Source organism: Lentzea sp. NPDC020367 (assembly GCF_044387305.1).
In the GTDB taxonomy this organism is placed as follows: domain Bacteria; phylum Actinomycetota; class Actinomycetes; order Mycobacteriales; family Pseudonocardiaceae; genus Lentzea.
On sequence record NZ_JBIRVV010000003.1, the window covers coordinates 423,174 to 438,098 of the forward strand.

At 69.3% G+C, this 14,925-nt stretch carries 15 protein-coding genes; 4 read left to right on the plus strand and 11 right to left on the minus strand.

Going from position 1 to position 14,925, the window contains the following annotated elements:
• Positions 1-3 precede the first annotated feature (3 nt).
• Positions 4-1,422: a glycoside hydrolase family 3 N-terminal domain-containing protein gene (locus tag ACH413_RS14345; protein ID WP_360048613.1), complete on the plus strand. Its 1,419-nt coding sequence runs from the start codon at positions 4-6 to the stop codon at positions 1,420-1,422.
• A complete protein-coding gene (locus tag ACH413_RS14350) occupies positions 1,419-2,456 on the plus strand; it encodes an SIS domain-containing protein (RefSeq protein ID WP_360048615.1) in 1,038 nt (345 codons plus the stop codon). The genes ACH413_RS14345 and ACH413_RS14350 overlap by 4 nt, the downstream gene beginning before the upstream one ends.
• Before the next feature lie 54 nt (positions 2,457-2,510).
• Here ACH413_RS14350 and nagA read toward each other — a convergent pair whose 3' ends face one another.
• The gene (gene nagA, locus ACH413_RS14355; RefSeq protein ID WP_360048616.1) at positions 2,511-3,710 is read right to left on the minus strand and encodes an N-acetylglucosamine-6-phosphate deacetylase; all 1,200 of its coding nucleotides are present in this window, start codon (positions 3,708-3,710) and stop codon (positions 2,511-2,513) included.
• 189 nt (positions 3,711-3,899) lie between these two features.
• On the opposite strand from nagA, the gene ACH413_RS14360 reads away from it, so the two are divergent.
• Positions 3,900-4,574 (plus strand): FadR/GntR family transcriptional regulator, encoded by a 675-nt coding sequence (locus ACH413_RS14360; protein WP_319975898.1) that lies wholly within the window; start codon positions 3,900-3,902, stop codon positions 4,572-4,574.
• Here ACH413_RS14360 and ACH413_RS14365 read toward each other — a convergent pair.
• Positions 4,560-5,414, minus strand: a complete 855-nt coding sequence (locus ACH413_RS14365; RefSeq protein ID WP_360048618.1) for a LysR substrate-binding domain-containing protein — start codon at positions 5,412-5,414, stop codon at positions 4,560-4,562. The two genes, ACH413_RS14360 and ACH413_RS14365, sit on opposite strands and share 15 nt — an antisense overlap.
• A gap of 95 nt (positions 5,415-5,509) precedes the next feature.
• Here ACH413_RS14365 and dapA point away from each other — a divergent pair, with 95 nt between their 5' ends.
• A complete protein-coding gene (gene dapA, locus ACH413_RS14370) occupies positions 5,510-6,367 on the plus strand; it encodes a 4-hydroxy-tetrahydrodipicolinate synthase (protein WP_360048619.1) in 858 nt (285 codons plus the stop codon).
• Here dapA and ACH413_RS14375 read toward each other — a convergent pair.
• The 9 genes from ACH413_RS14375 to ACH413_RS14415 are packed head-to-tail and all read right to left on the minus strand — an operon-like array spanning position 6,364 to position 14,905.
• Complete coding sequence (locus ACH413_RS14375) at positions 6,364-7,194, minus strand: amidohydrolase family protein (protein WP_360048621.1); 831 nt, start codon at positions 7,192-7,194, stop codon at positions 6,364-6,366. The two genes, dapA and ACH413_RS14375, sit on opposite strands and share 4 nt — an antisense overlap.
• On the minus strand, positions 7,191-8,147 hold the full coding sequence (locus ACH413_RS14380; RefSeq protein WP_360048622.1) for an aldo/keto reductase: 957 nt from the start codon (positions 8,145-8,147) through the stop codon (positions 7,191-7,193). The genes ACH413_RS14375 and ACH413_RS14380 overlap by 4 nt, the downstream gene beginning before the upstream one ends.
• On the minus strand, positions 8,144-8,455 hold the full coding sequence (locus tag ACH413_RS14385) for an L-rhamnose mutarotase (protein ID WP_360048624.1): 312 nt from the start codon (positions 8,453-8,455) through the stop codon (positions 8,144-8,146). The genes ACH413_RS14380 and ACH413_RS14385 overlap by 4 nt, the downstream gene beginning before the upstream one ends.
• A gap of 3 nt (positions 8,456-8,458) precedes the next feature.
• Complete coding sequence (locus ACH413_RS14390; protein WP_360048625.1) at positions 8,459-9,475, minus strand: ABC transporter permease; 1,017 nt, start codon at positions 9,473-9,475, stop codon at positions 8,459-8,461.
• Positions 9,472-10,947: a sugar ABC transporter ATP-binding protein gene (locus ACH413_RS14395; protein ID WP_360048627.1), complete on the minus strand. Its 1,476-nt coding sequence runs from the start codon at positions 10,945-10,947 to the stop codon at positions 9,472-9,474. The genes ACH413_RS14390 and ACH413_RS14395 overlap by 4 nt, the downstream gene beginning before the upstream one ends.
• Positions 10,947-11,981, minus strand: coding sequence for a sugar ABC transporter substrate-binding protein (locus ACH413_RS14400; protein ID WP_360048629.1), 1,035 nt, complete (start codon positions 11,979-11,981; stop codon positions 10,947-10,949). The genes ACH413_RS14395 and ACH413_RS14400 overlap by 1 nt, the downstream gene beginning before the upstream one ends.
• A gap of 14 nt (positions 11,982-11,995) precedes the next feature.
• On the minus strand, positions 11,996-12,748 hold the full coding sequence (locus ACH413_RS14405) for an SDR family oxidoreductase (RefSeq protein ID WP_360048631.1): 753 nt from the start codon (positions 12,746-12,748) through the stop codon (positions 11,996-11,998).
• Complete coding sequence (locus ACH413_RS14410; RefSeq protein ID WP_360048633.1) at positions 12,741-14,051, minus strand: enolase C-terminal domain-like protein; 1,311 nt, start codon at positions 14,049-14,051, stop codon at positions 12,741-12,743. Before ACH413_RS14410 ends, ACH413_RS14405 begins: the two co-directional genes overlap by 8 nt.
• Positions 14,051-14,905: a fumarylacetoacetate hydrolase family protein gene (locus tag ACH413_RS14415; RefSeq protein WP_360048634.1), complete on the minus strand. Its 855-nt coding sequence runs from the start codon at positions 14,903-14,905 to the stop codon at positions 14,051-14,053. Before ACH413_RS14415 ends, ACH413_RS14410 begins: the two co-directional genes overlap by 1 nt.
• Positions 14,906-14,925: the final 20 nt, after the last annotated feature.

Sequence of the window (14,925 nt, forward strand, 5' to 3'; positions counted from 1 at the left end):
CGCGTGGATCAGTTGGCCGCTGCCGTTCTGCTTCCCGGTTTTCACGGAACGACCGCCCCCGACTGGTTGCTGCGGCGGGTCGCTGACGGCCTCGGCGGCGTTGTGCTCTTCGGGCGCAACGTCGTCGACGACGCCCAGGTGACCGCGCTCTGCGGCGAACTGCGTGCGGTGCGCCCGGACGTGGTGATCGGCATCGACGAGGAGGGCGGCGACGTCACGCGTCTCGACGCGGGTCGCGGCTCCGAGGTGCCGGGCAACCACGCGCTGGGTGCGGCGGACGACGTCGACCTCACGCGTTCGGTGGCCGCGTCCATCGGTTCGCGGCTGGCGAAGTGCGGGATCTCGCTGAACCTCGCGCCGTCCGCGGACCTGGTGCTGACGCTGGACGACCCGATCATCGGCGTCCGCGCGTTCGGCTCGGACCCGGTGCTCGCCGCGCGGCACGTCGCCGCGTGGGTCGAGGGACTGCAGGCCGTGGGCGTTGCCGCCTGTGCCAAGCACTTCCCCGGCCACGGAGCGTCCACTGAGGACTCTCACGAGCAGCTCCCGGTGCTCCCCCGCACCGAGGAACAGCTGCGGGCCGTCGAACTCGTGCCGTTCCAGGCGGCCGTGCGCGCGGGCGTCCGCTCGATCATGACCGGCCACCTGGTGATCCCCGAGTGGGGTCCGGCGCCGGTGACGCTGAACAAGCACGCCATCGACCTGCTGCGCACCGAACTCGGGTTCACCGGCGCGGTGATCACCGACGGCCTGGACATGAAGGCGGTCGGCGGCGACCTCGCCGTGGGCGCCGTCCGTGCTCTGGCCGCGGGCGTGGACTCGTTGTGCCTGGGCGGCATGGCCCTGGACGACGACGACCTCCAGTGGCTGATCGAGTCGATCGTCGCGGCGGTCAAGAACGGCGAACTGGCGGAGGACCGCCTCGCCCAGGCCGCGGCCCGGTCGCTGGCACTGGGTCAGCCCCCGTCGACCATCGACGCCCACGACGCCGAGATCGGTCTCCTCGCCGCCCGGCGCGCCGTCGAGGTGCGCGGCCGGGTCGAGGTCGGTGCGAACCCGGTCGTCGTGGACCTGGTCGTGGACTCGTCGATCGCGGTCGGCGACGTGCCGTGGGGCCTCGGTCCCTACCTGCGCGAGGTGCTGCCGGACGCCGAAGTGATCGCCGCGCGCGACATCTCGGCGGACGAAGTTGCGAAAACCGCAGGTGACCGCACGATTGTGGTCGTGACGCGAGATGCCCACCGGCACACCGGCGCTCGACAACTGGTAACAAACTTAACTAATCTGGGCAAGGACGTGGTGCACGTGGAAACCGGTGTGCCTGGTCCAGACCTGGGCAGCGTCGCCCGCATCGACACCCACGGCGGTTCTCGGGTGAGCCTCCGAGCCGCGGCCGAGCTGATCCTGAAAGGCACGACATGACCACGCCAGGCCAGCACATGGCAGCGGAGATCGCCGAGCAACCGTCGATCTTCTCGTCCCTCCACGCAGCCCGGTCGACGTTCGCCGAGGTGGCGGCCGTGATCCGCGAACGCGCACCGCGCTTCGTGCTCTTCGCGGCCCGCGGTTCCAGCGACCACGCGGCGATCTACGCGAAGTACCTGACCGAGATCCTGCTCCAGCTCCCCGCGGGCCTGGTCTCGGCGTCGACCACGACGCTGTACGGCGCCGAGCCGGACCTCCGCGACGTCCTGCTGATCACGGTCTCCCAGTCCGGCGGCTCCCCCGACCTGCTGGAGGTCACCGCCTCCTACCGCAGGCGCGGCGCCCTGACCGTGGCCGTGACGAACACCGCCTCCTCGCCCCTGAACGCGGCCGCCGAGCTCTCGGTGGACGTCTCGGCGGGCGTGGAGCACGCGGTGGCGGCCACGAAGACCTACTCGGCCACGCTGCTCGCGCTGTACCTGCTGATCGACGCCATCCGGGGCGGCAACGGCGAGGCCGCGGCCAACCTCGGTGAACTGGCGCAGGTGACGCTGGACCAGTCGGCCCCGACCGTCGACGAGGCGGTCCGCCGCTACCGGTTCGTGGAACGAGTCCTCACCACCGGCCGCGGCTACTCCTACGCGACGGCGCTGGAGGCCTCGCTGAAGCTGGCGGAGACGTCGTACCTGGCGGCTCGCGCCTACAGCGGCGCCGACCTCCTGCACGGCCCGGTCGCGGCCGTCGACGGCGAGACCGCGGTCCTGGCCATCACCTCGCTGGGCAAGGGCGGCGACTCGCTGCGCGACGCCCTCGACGTGGTGCACCAGCGCGGCGCGGACGTCGTGGCCGTCGGTTCCGCCTCGGAGAAGGTGGGGGCGACCCTGTCCATCTCCATCCCGGAGACGCCGGAGGAAGTGGCTCCGGTACTGGAGATCCTGCCCGTGCAGCGGCTGGCCTACGGCCTCGCGCTCGCCCGCGGCGGCGACCCGGACAGCCCGCGCGGCCTGAACAAGGTCACGCGCACCCGTTAGGCACCAACGAAAAGGGCCCCCGCTCACGGTGAGCGGGGGCCCTTTTCGTTGGTGTTACTGCCCTGCGGTGGCGTACCCGGCGACGACGGGAGCGACGGGCACAGCGGCGTCGAACACGACCCGCCCGTCGACCCAGACCTTCTTCGGCCGGAGGTTGTCGTCCCACCACACCAGGTCCGCGACGGCACCCGGTGCGAGACGGCCGAGACCGGACTCGCCGATCACCTCGGCCGGCACGATCGTCGCCGAGGCGAGAGCGTCGGCGACCGGCACTCCCACGGAGACGATGTTGCGGACGGCGCGGTCCAGCGTGAGCGCCGAACCCGCGATCGTGCCTTCCGGCGAACGCGGCACGCCGTCCTCGGTGAGCAGCACGTCCGCGCCACCGAGGTGGTAGCGGCCGGGCGGCATCCCCGCGGCGGCGACGGCGTCCGTGACCAGCGCGACTCGTGCCCCGGCGGCGTTGAACACGAGCCGGCACACGTCCGGGCCCACGTGGGCGAGGTCCGCGATGAGCCCGAGGGTGAAGCGTTCGTCGACCAGGGCCACGCCGGGCACACCGGGTTCGCGGTGTCCGAGCGGGCGCTGGGCGTTGAACAGGTGCGTCACCATGCGGGCACCCGCGTCGGCGGCGGCCCTGGTCTGCTCACCGGTGGCGTCCGAATGGCCCACCGCGACCAGAACCCCGGCCTCGGCGAGCCGGCGAACGGCCTCGAGACCTCCTGGCTGTTCCGGCGCCATGGTCACCATGCGCAACGCACGGCGAATCAGTTCGTCGTCCAGAAGCGCCGAGATCTGGGCGGGCCCAGGCTCGACCATGAACGACGGGTCGTGCACCCCGGCCCGTTTCGGCGACAGAAACGGCCCTTCCAGGTGCACGCCGAGCGGCCTGGCCCCGACCCCGTCCGGCAACGCCGCCGAAGCGGCCAGAACGGCACGAGCCTGCCTCAGGACCACGTCGACCGGTGCGGTGATCAACGTGGGCAAGAACCGGGTCACACCGGTGGACGGCAGAGCTTCGGCCACGGAACGCATTCCGGCGGCGTCCACCTCGGCGAAGTCGACGCCGACGGCGCCGTTCACCTGCACGTCGACCAGGCCCGGTGTCAGCAGGCCGTCGGACAGGACCTCCGCGCCGGGTGGTGCTTCACCGGTGGTCACCTCGACGATGCGGCCGTCCCTGATCCGCACCGAGGCAGGACCGACGATCGTGCGACCGAGCAATGCGCGCGGTGCTGCGACAACGGCGTCCAAGATCCCTCCTTGAATGGTCCAGACCATTATGGCGACAACAGGGGTTCCCGTCACGTGTCGTTAAGAGATAACCATCTTACATAAGACCTGGTTAATGACCGCCGGAAATGCCGGGATGCGCCGAAGATGACCATCTGTGGCGCATACTGGTCCCCAGACATCCGAGGTCTACGACGAGTTGAGGGTGCCGTGGCAGTCACTGACGATGCGATCCTGCGCGTCAAGGAGATGATCGTTTCGGGCGAGCTGAAGCCCGGCGATCGGCTCCCGCGTGAGGCTGACCTGGCAGAACGTCTCGGTCTGTCGCGCAACTCGCTGCGCGAGGCCGTCAAGGCGCTGTCACTCGTCCGGGTGTTGGACGTCCGTCAGGGCGACGGCACGTACGTCTCTTCACTCCGCGCGGACGACCTGCTCGGCGCGCTCTCGTTCGTGCTCGATCTGCACCGGGGCGAAGATTCGGTCCTGGAAGTTCTTCAGGTTCGGCGCATTCTCGAGCCCGCGGCCGCCGCGATGGCCGCCCAGCGCATCGACCCGGACGAGGTCGTCAAGCTCCGCGCCCTCTGCGACGCGGCCGAAGGCGCCAAGTCCGTGGAGGAACTGGTCGAGCACGACCTCGACTTCCACCGCGCCATCGCCCACTGCTCCGGCAACGCCTACCTGGCCCAGCTGCTCGACACGCTGGCAGGCCCGACGGTCCGCGTCCGCATCTGGCGCGGCATCACCCAGTCGAACGCCGTCGACCGCACGGTCGCCGAACACCGCGCCATCGTCGACGCGCTGGCCGCTCACCAGCCAGAACTCGCACGCAGCTGGTCCACGGTGCACGTGGCCGGCGTCGAGCAGTGGTTGTCAGACCTGGCGTAGCTGCTCCAGCACCGCACGCACCGCGGGCTGCCCATCGGCCCTGCTCCGCACCACGGCGGACACGGTCCGGAACACCTCCTGCTTCAACGGCCGCAACGCCACCCCGGGCCGTCGTGCCACGGACGGCACCAGCGCCACCCCCAGACCGGCTTCGACCAGCCCGCACATCACCCCGAAGTCGTCGCAGTAGGCCTGCGCCCGCGGCACGAACCCGGCTGCACCGCAGGCTCGTTGCGTCAGCTCGTGACAGGACGCGTCGGTGCGCGGCATGATCCACGGCCGGTCGGCCAGCACGGCGAGGTCCACGGAATCCTGCTGCACCAACGGATCGCTCAACGGCAGCGCCACGTTCACGGGCTCCACGAACAGCTCGTGCGACTCGGTGGACGTGGGCAGGGACCGCGGCATGATGTTGTACGAGTGGATCACCGCGATGTCGATGTCTCCGCGCCGCAACGCGGGCAGCGACGCCTCCGGTTCCATCTCGTGCACGAAAAGCTCCACATCGGACCCGTGCGCCGACCGCAGCACCTGGATCACGCGCGGCAGCAAGGCAGCGACGGACACGAACGCCCCGACACGCACCACCCCGGACACGGACGTGCGCAACGAGGCCAAGTCCGCCTCGGCAGCGGCGAGCTGATCCAGAACGAGCTGGGTGTGGGCCGCCAGCACGTGCCCGGCGCGGGTCAGCGCGAGCCGCCGCCCGTCCCGTTCGACCAGCGCGACGCCGGCCTCGCGTTCCAGCGCGGCGAGTTGCTGGGACACGGCGGGCGAGGTCACGTGGAGGGCCTCCGCGGCGGCCGTGACCGTGCCGTGGACCGACAGAGCGTGGAGCAAGCGGAGCCTTCGCACATCCAACACAAAGCTCAGCTTAACGTTCCGAGCAGAACTTCTAACTGGAACTTTGCGAAGACTAGAGCCACGCTGGAGTCATGTTCGGACGAGTGCTCGTAGCGATGGTCACCCCGTTCACCCCCGACGGTGACCTGGACCTCAAGGGTGCGCAGGAGCTGGCGGCGCACCTCGTCGACAAGGGCGGGGCGGACGGGCTGGTCGTCAACGGCACGACCGGCGAGGCCCCCACCACCACCGACGCCGAGAAGGCGCAGATCATCAGGGCCGTGAAGGAGGCCGTCGGCGACCGGACGCAGATCCTCGCTGGCGTCGGCACCAACTCCACGCGCCACACCATCGAACTCTCCCGCAGTGCCGAGGAGAACGGCGCGGACGGCCTGCTGGTCGTGACGCCGTACTACAGCAAGCCCACGCAGGAAGGCGTCGAGAACCACTTCCGCGCGGTCGCCGACGCGTCCGGCGTCCCGGCGCTGCTCTACGACATCCCCGGCCGCACCGGCACCGCGATCGAGACCGAGACGCTGCTCCGGCTCTCCGAGCACCCGCGGATCGTCGGCGTGAAGGACTGCAAGGTCGACCTGCTCGCCACGGCCCGCGTGATCGCCGAGACCGGCCTCGACTTCTACTCCGGCAACGACGAGCTGATCCTGCCGCTGTACTCGATCGGCGGCGTCGGCACGGTCAGCACCGTCGGCCACGTCGTCGGCAACGAGATCAAGGCGATGCTCGACGCCTACGACGAGGGCGACAACAAGGAAGCCCTGCGCCGCCACCAGGCGTTGCTGCCGGTGATCACCGCGATCATGACCCGCGAGCCCGGTGCCGTCGCCGTCAAGGCCGCGCTCAACCTGCTCGGACTCCCGGCAGGCCCGGTCCGCGAACCGCTCGCCGAGGCCACGCCGAAGCTGATCAACGAGCTGAAGGCCCTCTTCTAAAGGGCGTAGACCCGGCGAGCAGTGCCCTCGAAGATCGAGGCCTGCTCGCCGGGCGACAGTTCAGCGGTCAACTCCCGAGCTGCGTCCAGCCACTCGTCGTAGGTCGCCGCCAGCAGGCACACCGGCCAGTCCGAGCCGAACATCAGCCGCTCGGGCCCGAACGCGTCCAGCACGACCTCGAAGTACGGCCGCAGGTCCGCGACGCTCCACGCCTTCCAGTCGGCCTCGGTGACCAGGCCGGACAGCTTGCACGTCACGTTCTCGTGCGCCGCCAGGGAGCGCACCAGCTCGGCCCACTCCCCCGGATCCGTGCCGATCGCGGGCTTCGAGCAGTGGTCCACCACGAACCGGACCTGCGGCAACGCCGCCACGGTCCGTCGTGCGGCCGGCATCTGGTGCGGCAACGTCAGCAGTTCGTAGACCAGCTCGTGCGCCCCCACCTGCGCAAGCCCGTGCCACACGTCCTTGCGGCACAACCACTCCGGGTCCGGCTCGCCCTGCACCTGGTGCCGGATCCCGCGCAGCCACGAGCCATCAGGCCCGTCCACCAACTCGGTCAGCGCGTCACCGACGGCCGCAGAGGTCAGATCGGTCCAGCCCACCACCGCGCCGACGATGTCCGAAGAAGCCGCCACGGCCAGGAACTCCGGCGTCTCCTCCGGCACGCACACGGTCTGCACCAGCACGGACGTCGACACGTCCGGTGCGGCGGCGACGAAGTCGGGCTCCAGGAACGACCGCCGGATCACGCCCATCGGCGGATCGGTGATCCAGTCCTGGTCCCGCACCGAGAGATCCCACAGGTGGTGGTGAGCGTCGACGATCACGGCGTCGGAACCTCCGCACCCAGCAGTCCCAACGACTTCAGCTCCTCCCACAGCCCGGCGGGAATCGAAGCCGAGAAGTACGCCGCGTTCGAGGTCATCTGCGAGGCGTTGCGAGACCCGATCACGACCGACACCACAGCGGGATGACCGAGCGCGAACTGGATCGCCACCTCGGGCAACGTCACCCCGTGCCGCTCGCAGACGGAAGCGATCGCCCGAGCCCGCGCAACCAGCTCAGCAGGCGCCTCTTCGTAGTTGTACTTCGCGTCCTCAGCCACCACGGGCTTCGACAGCAGCCCGGAGTTGAACACCCCGCACGCCACCACCGAAACACCGCGCTCGACGCACGCGGGCAGGAACGACGGCAGCGCGGGCTGCTCCAGCAGCGAGTACCGCCCGGCCAGCATCACCACGTCGATGTCGGTCTCGCGGACGAACCGCTCCGGCATCTCCCACTGGTTCATGCCGACGCCGATGGCGCCCACGACCCCTTGCGACCGCAGCTCTTCCAGCGCCGGATAGGCCTCGCCGAAAGCCACGTCCCAGTAGTCGTCGGGATCGTGGATGTAGACGATCTCCACCCGGTCGGTCCCGAGACGCTCCAAAGAGGACTCCAGAGACCGCTTCACCCCGTCGGCCGAGTAGTCCCGAATCCGCCGGAACGTCCGCGGCACCGCGAAACCCTCGTCATCCAGCCCAGAACCGTCGAACGGCTCCAGCACCCGCCCGATCTTCGTGGAGATCACGTACTCGTCGCGCGGCCGCCCGGCCAGCCCGAGGCCGAGCCGCCGTTCCGACAGCCCGAGCCCGTAGTGCGGCGCGGTGTCGAAGTACCGGACACCGGACTGCCAGGCCGCCTCCACCGCGCCCAGGGCCTCCTCGTCCGGAATCTCCCGGTAGAGGTTGCCGATCGGCGCGCCGCCGAAGCCCAGACGAGAAACAGCAACCTTCACGGCAGCTCCCACACGAGTCGCACATCGGGTTCGGCGCCGGAGTAGTCGTCCTCGACCTCCAGCAGTTCGGCCATCTGAGCCTGCCACGGAACGTTGGCGGGGTGCTCAGCGAGAAACAGCCTCATCGCACGGTAGTCATCGACCTCGACGAGGTGGAACAGCTCGCGCCCAGAACGCCAGATCCGCCACGAATGCACCCCGGCCTCGCGCAACGCCCCATCCAGTTCCACGGGAATGGACGCGTGGACGCGGTCGTAGTCGGCCTCGCGCCCCTCGCGCAGCCGGGTGTGCAACGCAACGGTCTCCAACGCTCACTCCTGCTTCTGGCCGGTGGCGAACCGCGTCACGATCAACGCCAGGATGATCACCGCACCGTACGAGGCCTTGATGTAGAAGCCGGACACGCCCTGCAACCGCAGGATCTGCTCCACGAGCCCCAGCATCAGCACGCCGGACAACGCACCGAACAGCGTGCCCTTGCCGCCGTTCAGCGAGATCCCGCCGATCACCGCCGCCGCGAAGACCTGGAAGATCATGCCCTCGCCCTGCGTCGCGGCGACGGACCCGAGCCGTCCGGTCATCAGGATGCCCGCGATCACGGCCAGCACCGAACCGATGATCAGCACGGTCCACACCACCCGGTCGACCCGGATGCCGGCCGCACGGGCGGCCTCCGAGTTGCCGCCGATCGCGTACAACGAACGCCCGGCGCGCAGGTACTTCAGCACGAAGATGCCCGCCGCGTAACAGACGATGCAGATCCACACCGCCGCCGGCAGCCCGACCCAGGTCGTGGAACCCAGGTACAGGAACGACTCCGGCACGTCGATCAGCGACTTGCCCTCGGTGATCGCGAGCTGCAGACCGCGCAGCATCGTCAGCATGCCCAGCGTCACCATGAACCCGGACAACCCGACCTTCAGGATCAGGAACCCGTTCAGGCCACCGATCGCGACGCCGATCAGGATGCACAACGGCAACGCCAGCCACGCGGCCAGACCGACGTCCAGCCCACCGGCGGACGAGGGAATGATCAACGCGACCGCGAGTGCGGGGGCGAGACCGACCGTCGACTCCAGCGACAGGTCCATCTTGCCGACGATCAGGATCATCGCCTGGCCCAGCACCAGCAACGACAGCTCGCTCTGCTGGGTCAGCACGGCGATCAGGTTGTTCGGCGTCAGGAAGATCGGCGAGAGGATCGCCCCGATGATCAGCAGGATGATGATCACCGGGACCAGCGCGAGGTCCTGGTACCGCGCCAGCCGGAACCTCTGCTTCTCCGGCTGCGCTGTCGCCGACACCGGCGGAGTCATGGCCTTCGTCATTCCGAGCTCATTCCTTCAATTGCCGCAATGAGTTCCTGATCGCGCCAGCCGCGGGAGAACTCCCGCACGACCTGGCCGTGGAACAGCACCAGAACACGGTCGCAGACCCGCAGGTCGTCGAGCTCGTCCGAGACGACGATCGCGGCCTTGCCCCGGCGCGCCTGCGCGTCGACGACCCCGAGCAGCGACTCCTTGGACTTCACGTCGACACCCGCGGTCGGGTTGATCAGCACCAGCACGGACGGGTCGCCTGCCAGCGCACGCGCCATCACGACCTTCTGCTGGTTGCCGCCGGACAGGTCCGAGACCGGCTGGTCCGGGCCCGCGGCCTTGACGTCGTACGAGGCGATCGCGGTCGAACCCGCCGAACGCTGAGCGGCCGGCCACACGAACGCGCCCGCCGTGCTCATCGTCGCGTTCTCCGCGATCGACAGGTCGAGCACGAGCCCCTGGTGGTGCCGATCCCGTGGCACACAGCCGATTCCAGCCTTCAAAGCAGCCGGAACATCGCCGCCGCGCACCGAGGCACCGTCCACCGAGATCGAGCCGGACGACGGCTTGCGCAGCCCGTAGACCGTTTCGGCGAACTCGTGCTTGCCCGACGACGCACTGCCCGCGAGCCCGATGACCTCGCCGCGGGTGGCCGACAGCGAGATGTCCGAGAAGTGGTCCCCGCTCAGCGAGGACACCGTCAGAACCTCTTCGACGGACGACGGCCGGTCGTCACCGCTGGGGACGTTGAGCCCGCCGACCTCACCGGTCATCGCCTCGATCAGGTCGGGCTTCGACATCTCGGCCACCGCAGCGGTGACGATGTGCCGCGCGTCGCGGTAGACCGTCACCGTCTGGCAGACCTCGTAGACCTCCTGCAGGTGGTGGGAGATGAACAGGAACGTCACCCCCTTGTCCTGCAACGACCTCATCCGGTCGAACAGCCGCTCGATCGCCGGGCCGTCGAGCTGCGCGGTCGGTTCGTCGAGGATCACGAACCGCGAGCCGATCGACAGCGCCCGCGCGATCTCGACGAGTTGCCGCTGTTCGACGGTCAGCGTCGAGACCAACGCGTCCGGGTGCACCGCGACGTCGTAGGTCTCCAGCAGCGCGGAAGCCTCGGCACGCAGCTTCTTCCACTTGATCAGCCCGCCGCCGAGGTCCTGCCGGTTGATGAACAGGTTCTCGGCGACCGACAGCTCCGGCACGACCGTCGACTTCTGGTACACGCACGCGACATGCCGGCGCCAGGCCGAACTGTCGGCGACGGGCGGCGCGGGTTCGCCGAAGAAGGTGACCTCGCCCGCGTCCGGCGTCTGCATGCCGGTGAGGACGGAGACCAGCGTCGACTTGCCCGCGCCGTTGCGACCGACGAGCGCGTGCGACTCACCGGCCCGGATCTCGATGCCCACGTCGTCCAACGCGAGCGTCTGCCCGAACCTCTTCGTCACGCCACGCGCGACAGCAGCAAAGTCGTTCATCAGATCTGGTTGCCCCAGAACGCCTTGTCGTCGACGTTCTCCTTGGTGATCAGCGGTGCCGGGAGCTGGTCCTCCAGGCGGCCGGCGCCGGTGTCGACGATGGTGGAGTCGTGGTCGGTCTTGCCGGGCTGGAACGTCTTGCCCTCAACGGCGGCCTTCGCGTAGAAGAGCGCCCACTGCGCGTAGAGGTCGGCCGGCTGCGAGACGGTCGCGTCGATCTCGCCCTTGCGGATCGCCTCCAGCTCCTGCGGGATGCCGTCGTTGGAGACGATGAAGATGTGCTTCGGGTCGGTCGGCGGCACGATCAGGTTCTTCTGCCGCAACACCTGCAGCGTCGGCGTGAGGAACGCGCCGCCGGCCTGCATGTAGATGCCGTTGATGTCCGGGTGCTGGTTGAGCCTGGTCTGCAGGGCCGCAGACGCCTTCGGGCCCTCCCAGTCGGTCGGCTCCTCGAACACCGTGATGCCGGGGTAGTTCTGCTTCATGCAGGCGGCGAACGCCTCGGAGCGGTCACGGCCGTTGACCGACGCCAGCGCACCCTGGAACTCGACGACCTTGCCCTTGCCCCCGAGCTTGTCGCCGAGGAACTTGCAGGCCTTCTCGCCGTACGCCTTGTTGTCCGCGCGCACGACCATGTAGGTCTTGCCCTTGTCGGGACGGGTGTCGACGGTGACGACGGGGATGTTCGCCTTCTCCAGCCGGTCCAAAGTGGACGCGATGGCGCCGGTGTCCTGCGGTGCCATGATGATCGCCTTGGCGCCCTGCGACTGCAGCGACTGGGCGTTGGCGACCAGGTTCTCGACCTTGTTCTGGGAGTTGGTCGGGTTCAGCAGGTTGACGCCGAGGTCCTTGGCCTTCTCCGGGAAGTACTTGATGTAGGAGTTCCAGAAGTCGGTGTCGGCCCGCGGGTGGTCGGCGCCGATCGGGCCGACGCCACTGGCACCGGTGCCGGTGGCACCGCCGCCGCACGCGGACAGTGTCAGTGCACCGGCGAGCGCGAGGCACACCGCGGCGGTGAGGTTGCGACGCTTCATCGTTGAATTGCCTTTCATGACTGCTTGGGACGCAAGCGCAGGCCATACATGCCACCGTCGACCGCGAGGATCGTGCCGGCGGTGGACCCCGACAGCGGGCTCGCCAGGTAGGCGATGGCTCCCGCGACCTCATCAGCGGAGACGAGCCGGCCGTGCGGCTGGCGTGCCTCCAACGCGGCTCGTTCGGCGGCCGGGTCCGGCGCCGAGTCGAGCAGACGGCCCACCCACGGGGTGTCCGCCGTGCCGGGGGCGACCGCGTTGACGCGAATGCCTTCGCGCACGTGGTCGGCGGCCATCGCGAGCGTCAGCGAGTACACCGCGCCCTTGCTGGCCGAGTAGAGAGCACGCTGCGGGAGCCCGGCCCAGGCAGCGATGGAACAGGTGTTGACGATCGCCGCGGACGGCGACTTCTTCAGGTGCGGCAACGCGGCCCGCGACACGCGGACCATGCCGAGCACGTTGACGTTGAGCACTTTGAGCCACTCGTCGTCGGAGTTGGCCGCCACGTCGCCCTGCGACCCGATGCCCGCGTTGTTCACCACGACGTCGAGCCGTCCGAACCGTTCGACGACCTCGTCGATGGCGGCCTTCACGCTCTCGTCGTCCGACACGTCCGCGCGGATCCCGACCATCGGGTCCTTCACGTCCGGGTTGAGGTCCAGCGCGACCGCGGTCGCACCGCGCGAGGCGAGCAGTTCCGCCGTCGCGAGCCCGATGCCGGACGCGCCGCCCGTGACGACGGCGACGAGTCCTTCGAAGTCAGTCATCCTCAGCCTCCAGTGCCGTCCACACAGGACCCTCGGGGTAGACGTAGTCGGCCAGCGTCTCGTCCTTGAGCTGTGCGGAGAAGCCCGGTGCGGCGGGTGCCAGGTAACGGCCGTTCTCGACGACGGCCGGGTCCAGGAAGTGCTCGTGCAGGTGGTCGACCCACTCGATCACGCGCTCGCCGACCTCGCCGGACACGGCGACGTAGTCGAAGAACGACAGGTGCCTGACCAGTTCGCACAGGCCGACGCCGCCGGCGTGCGGGCACACCGGGATGTCGAACTTCCTGGCCAGCAACAGGATCGCGATGTTCTCGTTCACGCCCGCGACCCGGCACGCGTCGAGCTGCAGCACGTCGATCGCGCCGGCCTGGAGCAGCTGTTTGAAGATCACCCGGTTCTGCACGTGCTCGCCGGTGGCGATCCTGATCGGGGCCAGCGCGTCGGCGATCGCGCGGTGCGCCAGCACGTCGTCCGGGGAGGTGGGCTCCTCGATCCAGTACGGGTCGAACGGCGCGAGCTCACGCATCCAGCGCACGGCCGTGTCGACGTCCCAGCGCTGGTTCGCGTCCACGGCCACCCGGACGTCGTCGCCGACGACCTCGCGGGCGAGCTTCATCCGGCGGACGTCGTCGTCGAGGCTGCCGCCGACCTTGAGCTTGATCATGTCGAAGCCGTCGGCGAGGGCCTGGCGGGCGAGTCCGGCGAGCTTCTCGTCGGAGTAGCCGAGCCAGCCGGGTGACGTCGTGTAGGCCGGATATCCGTCGCGGGCGATGGTCTCCGTGCGCTCAGCCTTGCCGTGCTCGACCTTGCGCAGGATCTGCAACGCCTCGTCGGGCGTCAGCGCGTCGCTCAGGTACCGGAAGTCGACGAGGCTGACGATCTCCTCGGGCGTCATCTGCGCGAGGAACCGCCAGACCGGCAGTCCGGCGCGGCGGGCGGCGAGGTCCCAGGCCGCGTTGACAACGGCGCCGATCGCCATGTGCGCGACGCCCTTCTCGGGGCCGAGCCAGCGGATCTGCGAGTCGCCGATGAGCTCGAAGTACAGCTCCGCCAGCGCTTTCGCGTTCTCCGGCACGTCCTTGCCGACGATGTGCGGAGCCAGCGCCCTGATGCCGGCGGCCTGCACGTCGTTGCCCCGGCCGATGGTGAACGCGAGCCCGTGGCCCTCGGGTCCGTCGTCGGTCCGCAGCACCACGTACGCGGCGCTGTAGTCCGGGTCCGGGTTCATCGCGTCGGAGCCGTCGAGCTCGCGCGACGTCGGGAACCGGATGTCGAGGACGTCCAGTGCGGTGATCTTGGGCATCACGCCTGCCCGAGGATCTGCCGCTGCCTGCCGAGGCCTTCGATCTCCAGCTCGACCACGTCACCGGCGCGCAGGTACGGCTTCGGCTCCGGCTGGCCGAGCGCGACACCAGCGGGTGTACCCGTGTTGATGACGTCACCCGGACGAAGGACAAGGAACTGGCTGAGGTAGCGGACGATCTCCGCCACCGGGAAGATCATGTTCTTGGTGGACGAGTTCTGCTTGATCTCGCCGTTCACCCAGAGCCGCATCTCCAGGCTCTGCGGGTCGGCGATCTCGTCGGCGGGCACGAGGAAGGGGCCGAGCGGGTTGAACGTCTCGCAGTTCTTGCCCTTGTCCCACGTCCCGCCGCGCTCGATCTGGAACTCGCGCTCGGACACGTCGTGCGAGAGCACGTACGCGCCGACGCACGCCAGAGCGTCCTCTTCGGACTCGAGGTAGCGAGCGGTGCGGCCGATGACGACGCCGAGCTCGACCTCCCAGTCGGTCTTCACGGACCGGCGGGGCACGAGCACCTCGTCGTACGGGCCCACGATCGTGTCGGGCGTCTTGAGGAACATCACCGGCTCGCCCGGGATGTCCGCGCCGGTCTCCTCCGCGTGGTCGCGGTAGTTGAGGCCGATGCAGATGACCTTGCCCGGATGCGCGAGCGGCGGCCCGACGCGCACGTCCTCGGTGCTCAGCGCCCCCAGCTCACCGGCTTCGAGTGCGGCTCGCACCCGCGCCACGCCGTCGTTCGCGAGGAACGCCCCGTCGATGTCCGGGGTGATCGGCAGGAGGTCGTATGTGGTCCCGTCGTCGGTCCTGACTGCAGGACGTTCGGCGCCGACCGGCCCCAGGCGCAAGAACTGCACGGCCGTTCCTCCTCTGCTCA

Bases quoted from the DNA above. Each gene is read 5' to 3' on its own strand.
- ACH413_RS14350 (WP_360048615.1), top strand. From the start codon at position 1,419: ATGACCACGCCAGGCCAGCACATGGCAGCGGAGATCGCCGAGCAACCG.
- dapA (WP_360048619.1), top strand. From the start codon at position 5,510: ATGTTCGGACGAGTGCTCGTAGCGATGGTCACCCCGTTCACCCCCGAC.
- ACH413_RS14390 (WP_360048625.1), bottom strand. From the start codon at position 9,475: ATGACGAAGGCCATGACTCCGCCGGTGTCGGCGACAGCGCAGCCGGAG.
- ACH413_RS14395 (WP_360048627.1), bottom strand. From the start codon at position 10,947: ATGAACGACTTTGCTGCTGTCGCGCGTGGCGTGACGAAGAGGTTCGGG.
- ACH413_RS14400 (WP_360048629.1), bottom strand. From the start codon at position 11,981: ATGAAGCGTCGCAACCTCACCGCCGCGGTGTGCCTCGCGCTCGCCGGT.
- ACH413_RS14405 (WP_360048631.1), bottom strand. From the start codon at position 12,748: ATGACTGACTTCGAAGGACTCGTCGCCGTCGTCACGGGCGGCGCGTCC.
- ACH413_RS14410 (WP_360048633.1), bottom strand. From the start codon at position 14,051: ATGCCCAAGATCACCGCACTGGACGTCCTCGACATCCGGTTCCCGACG.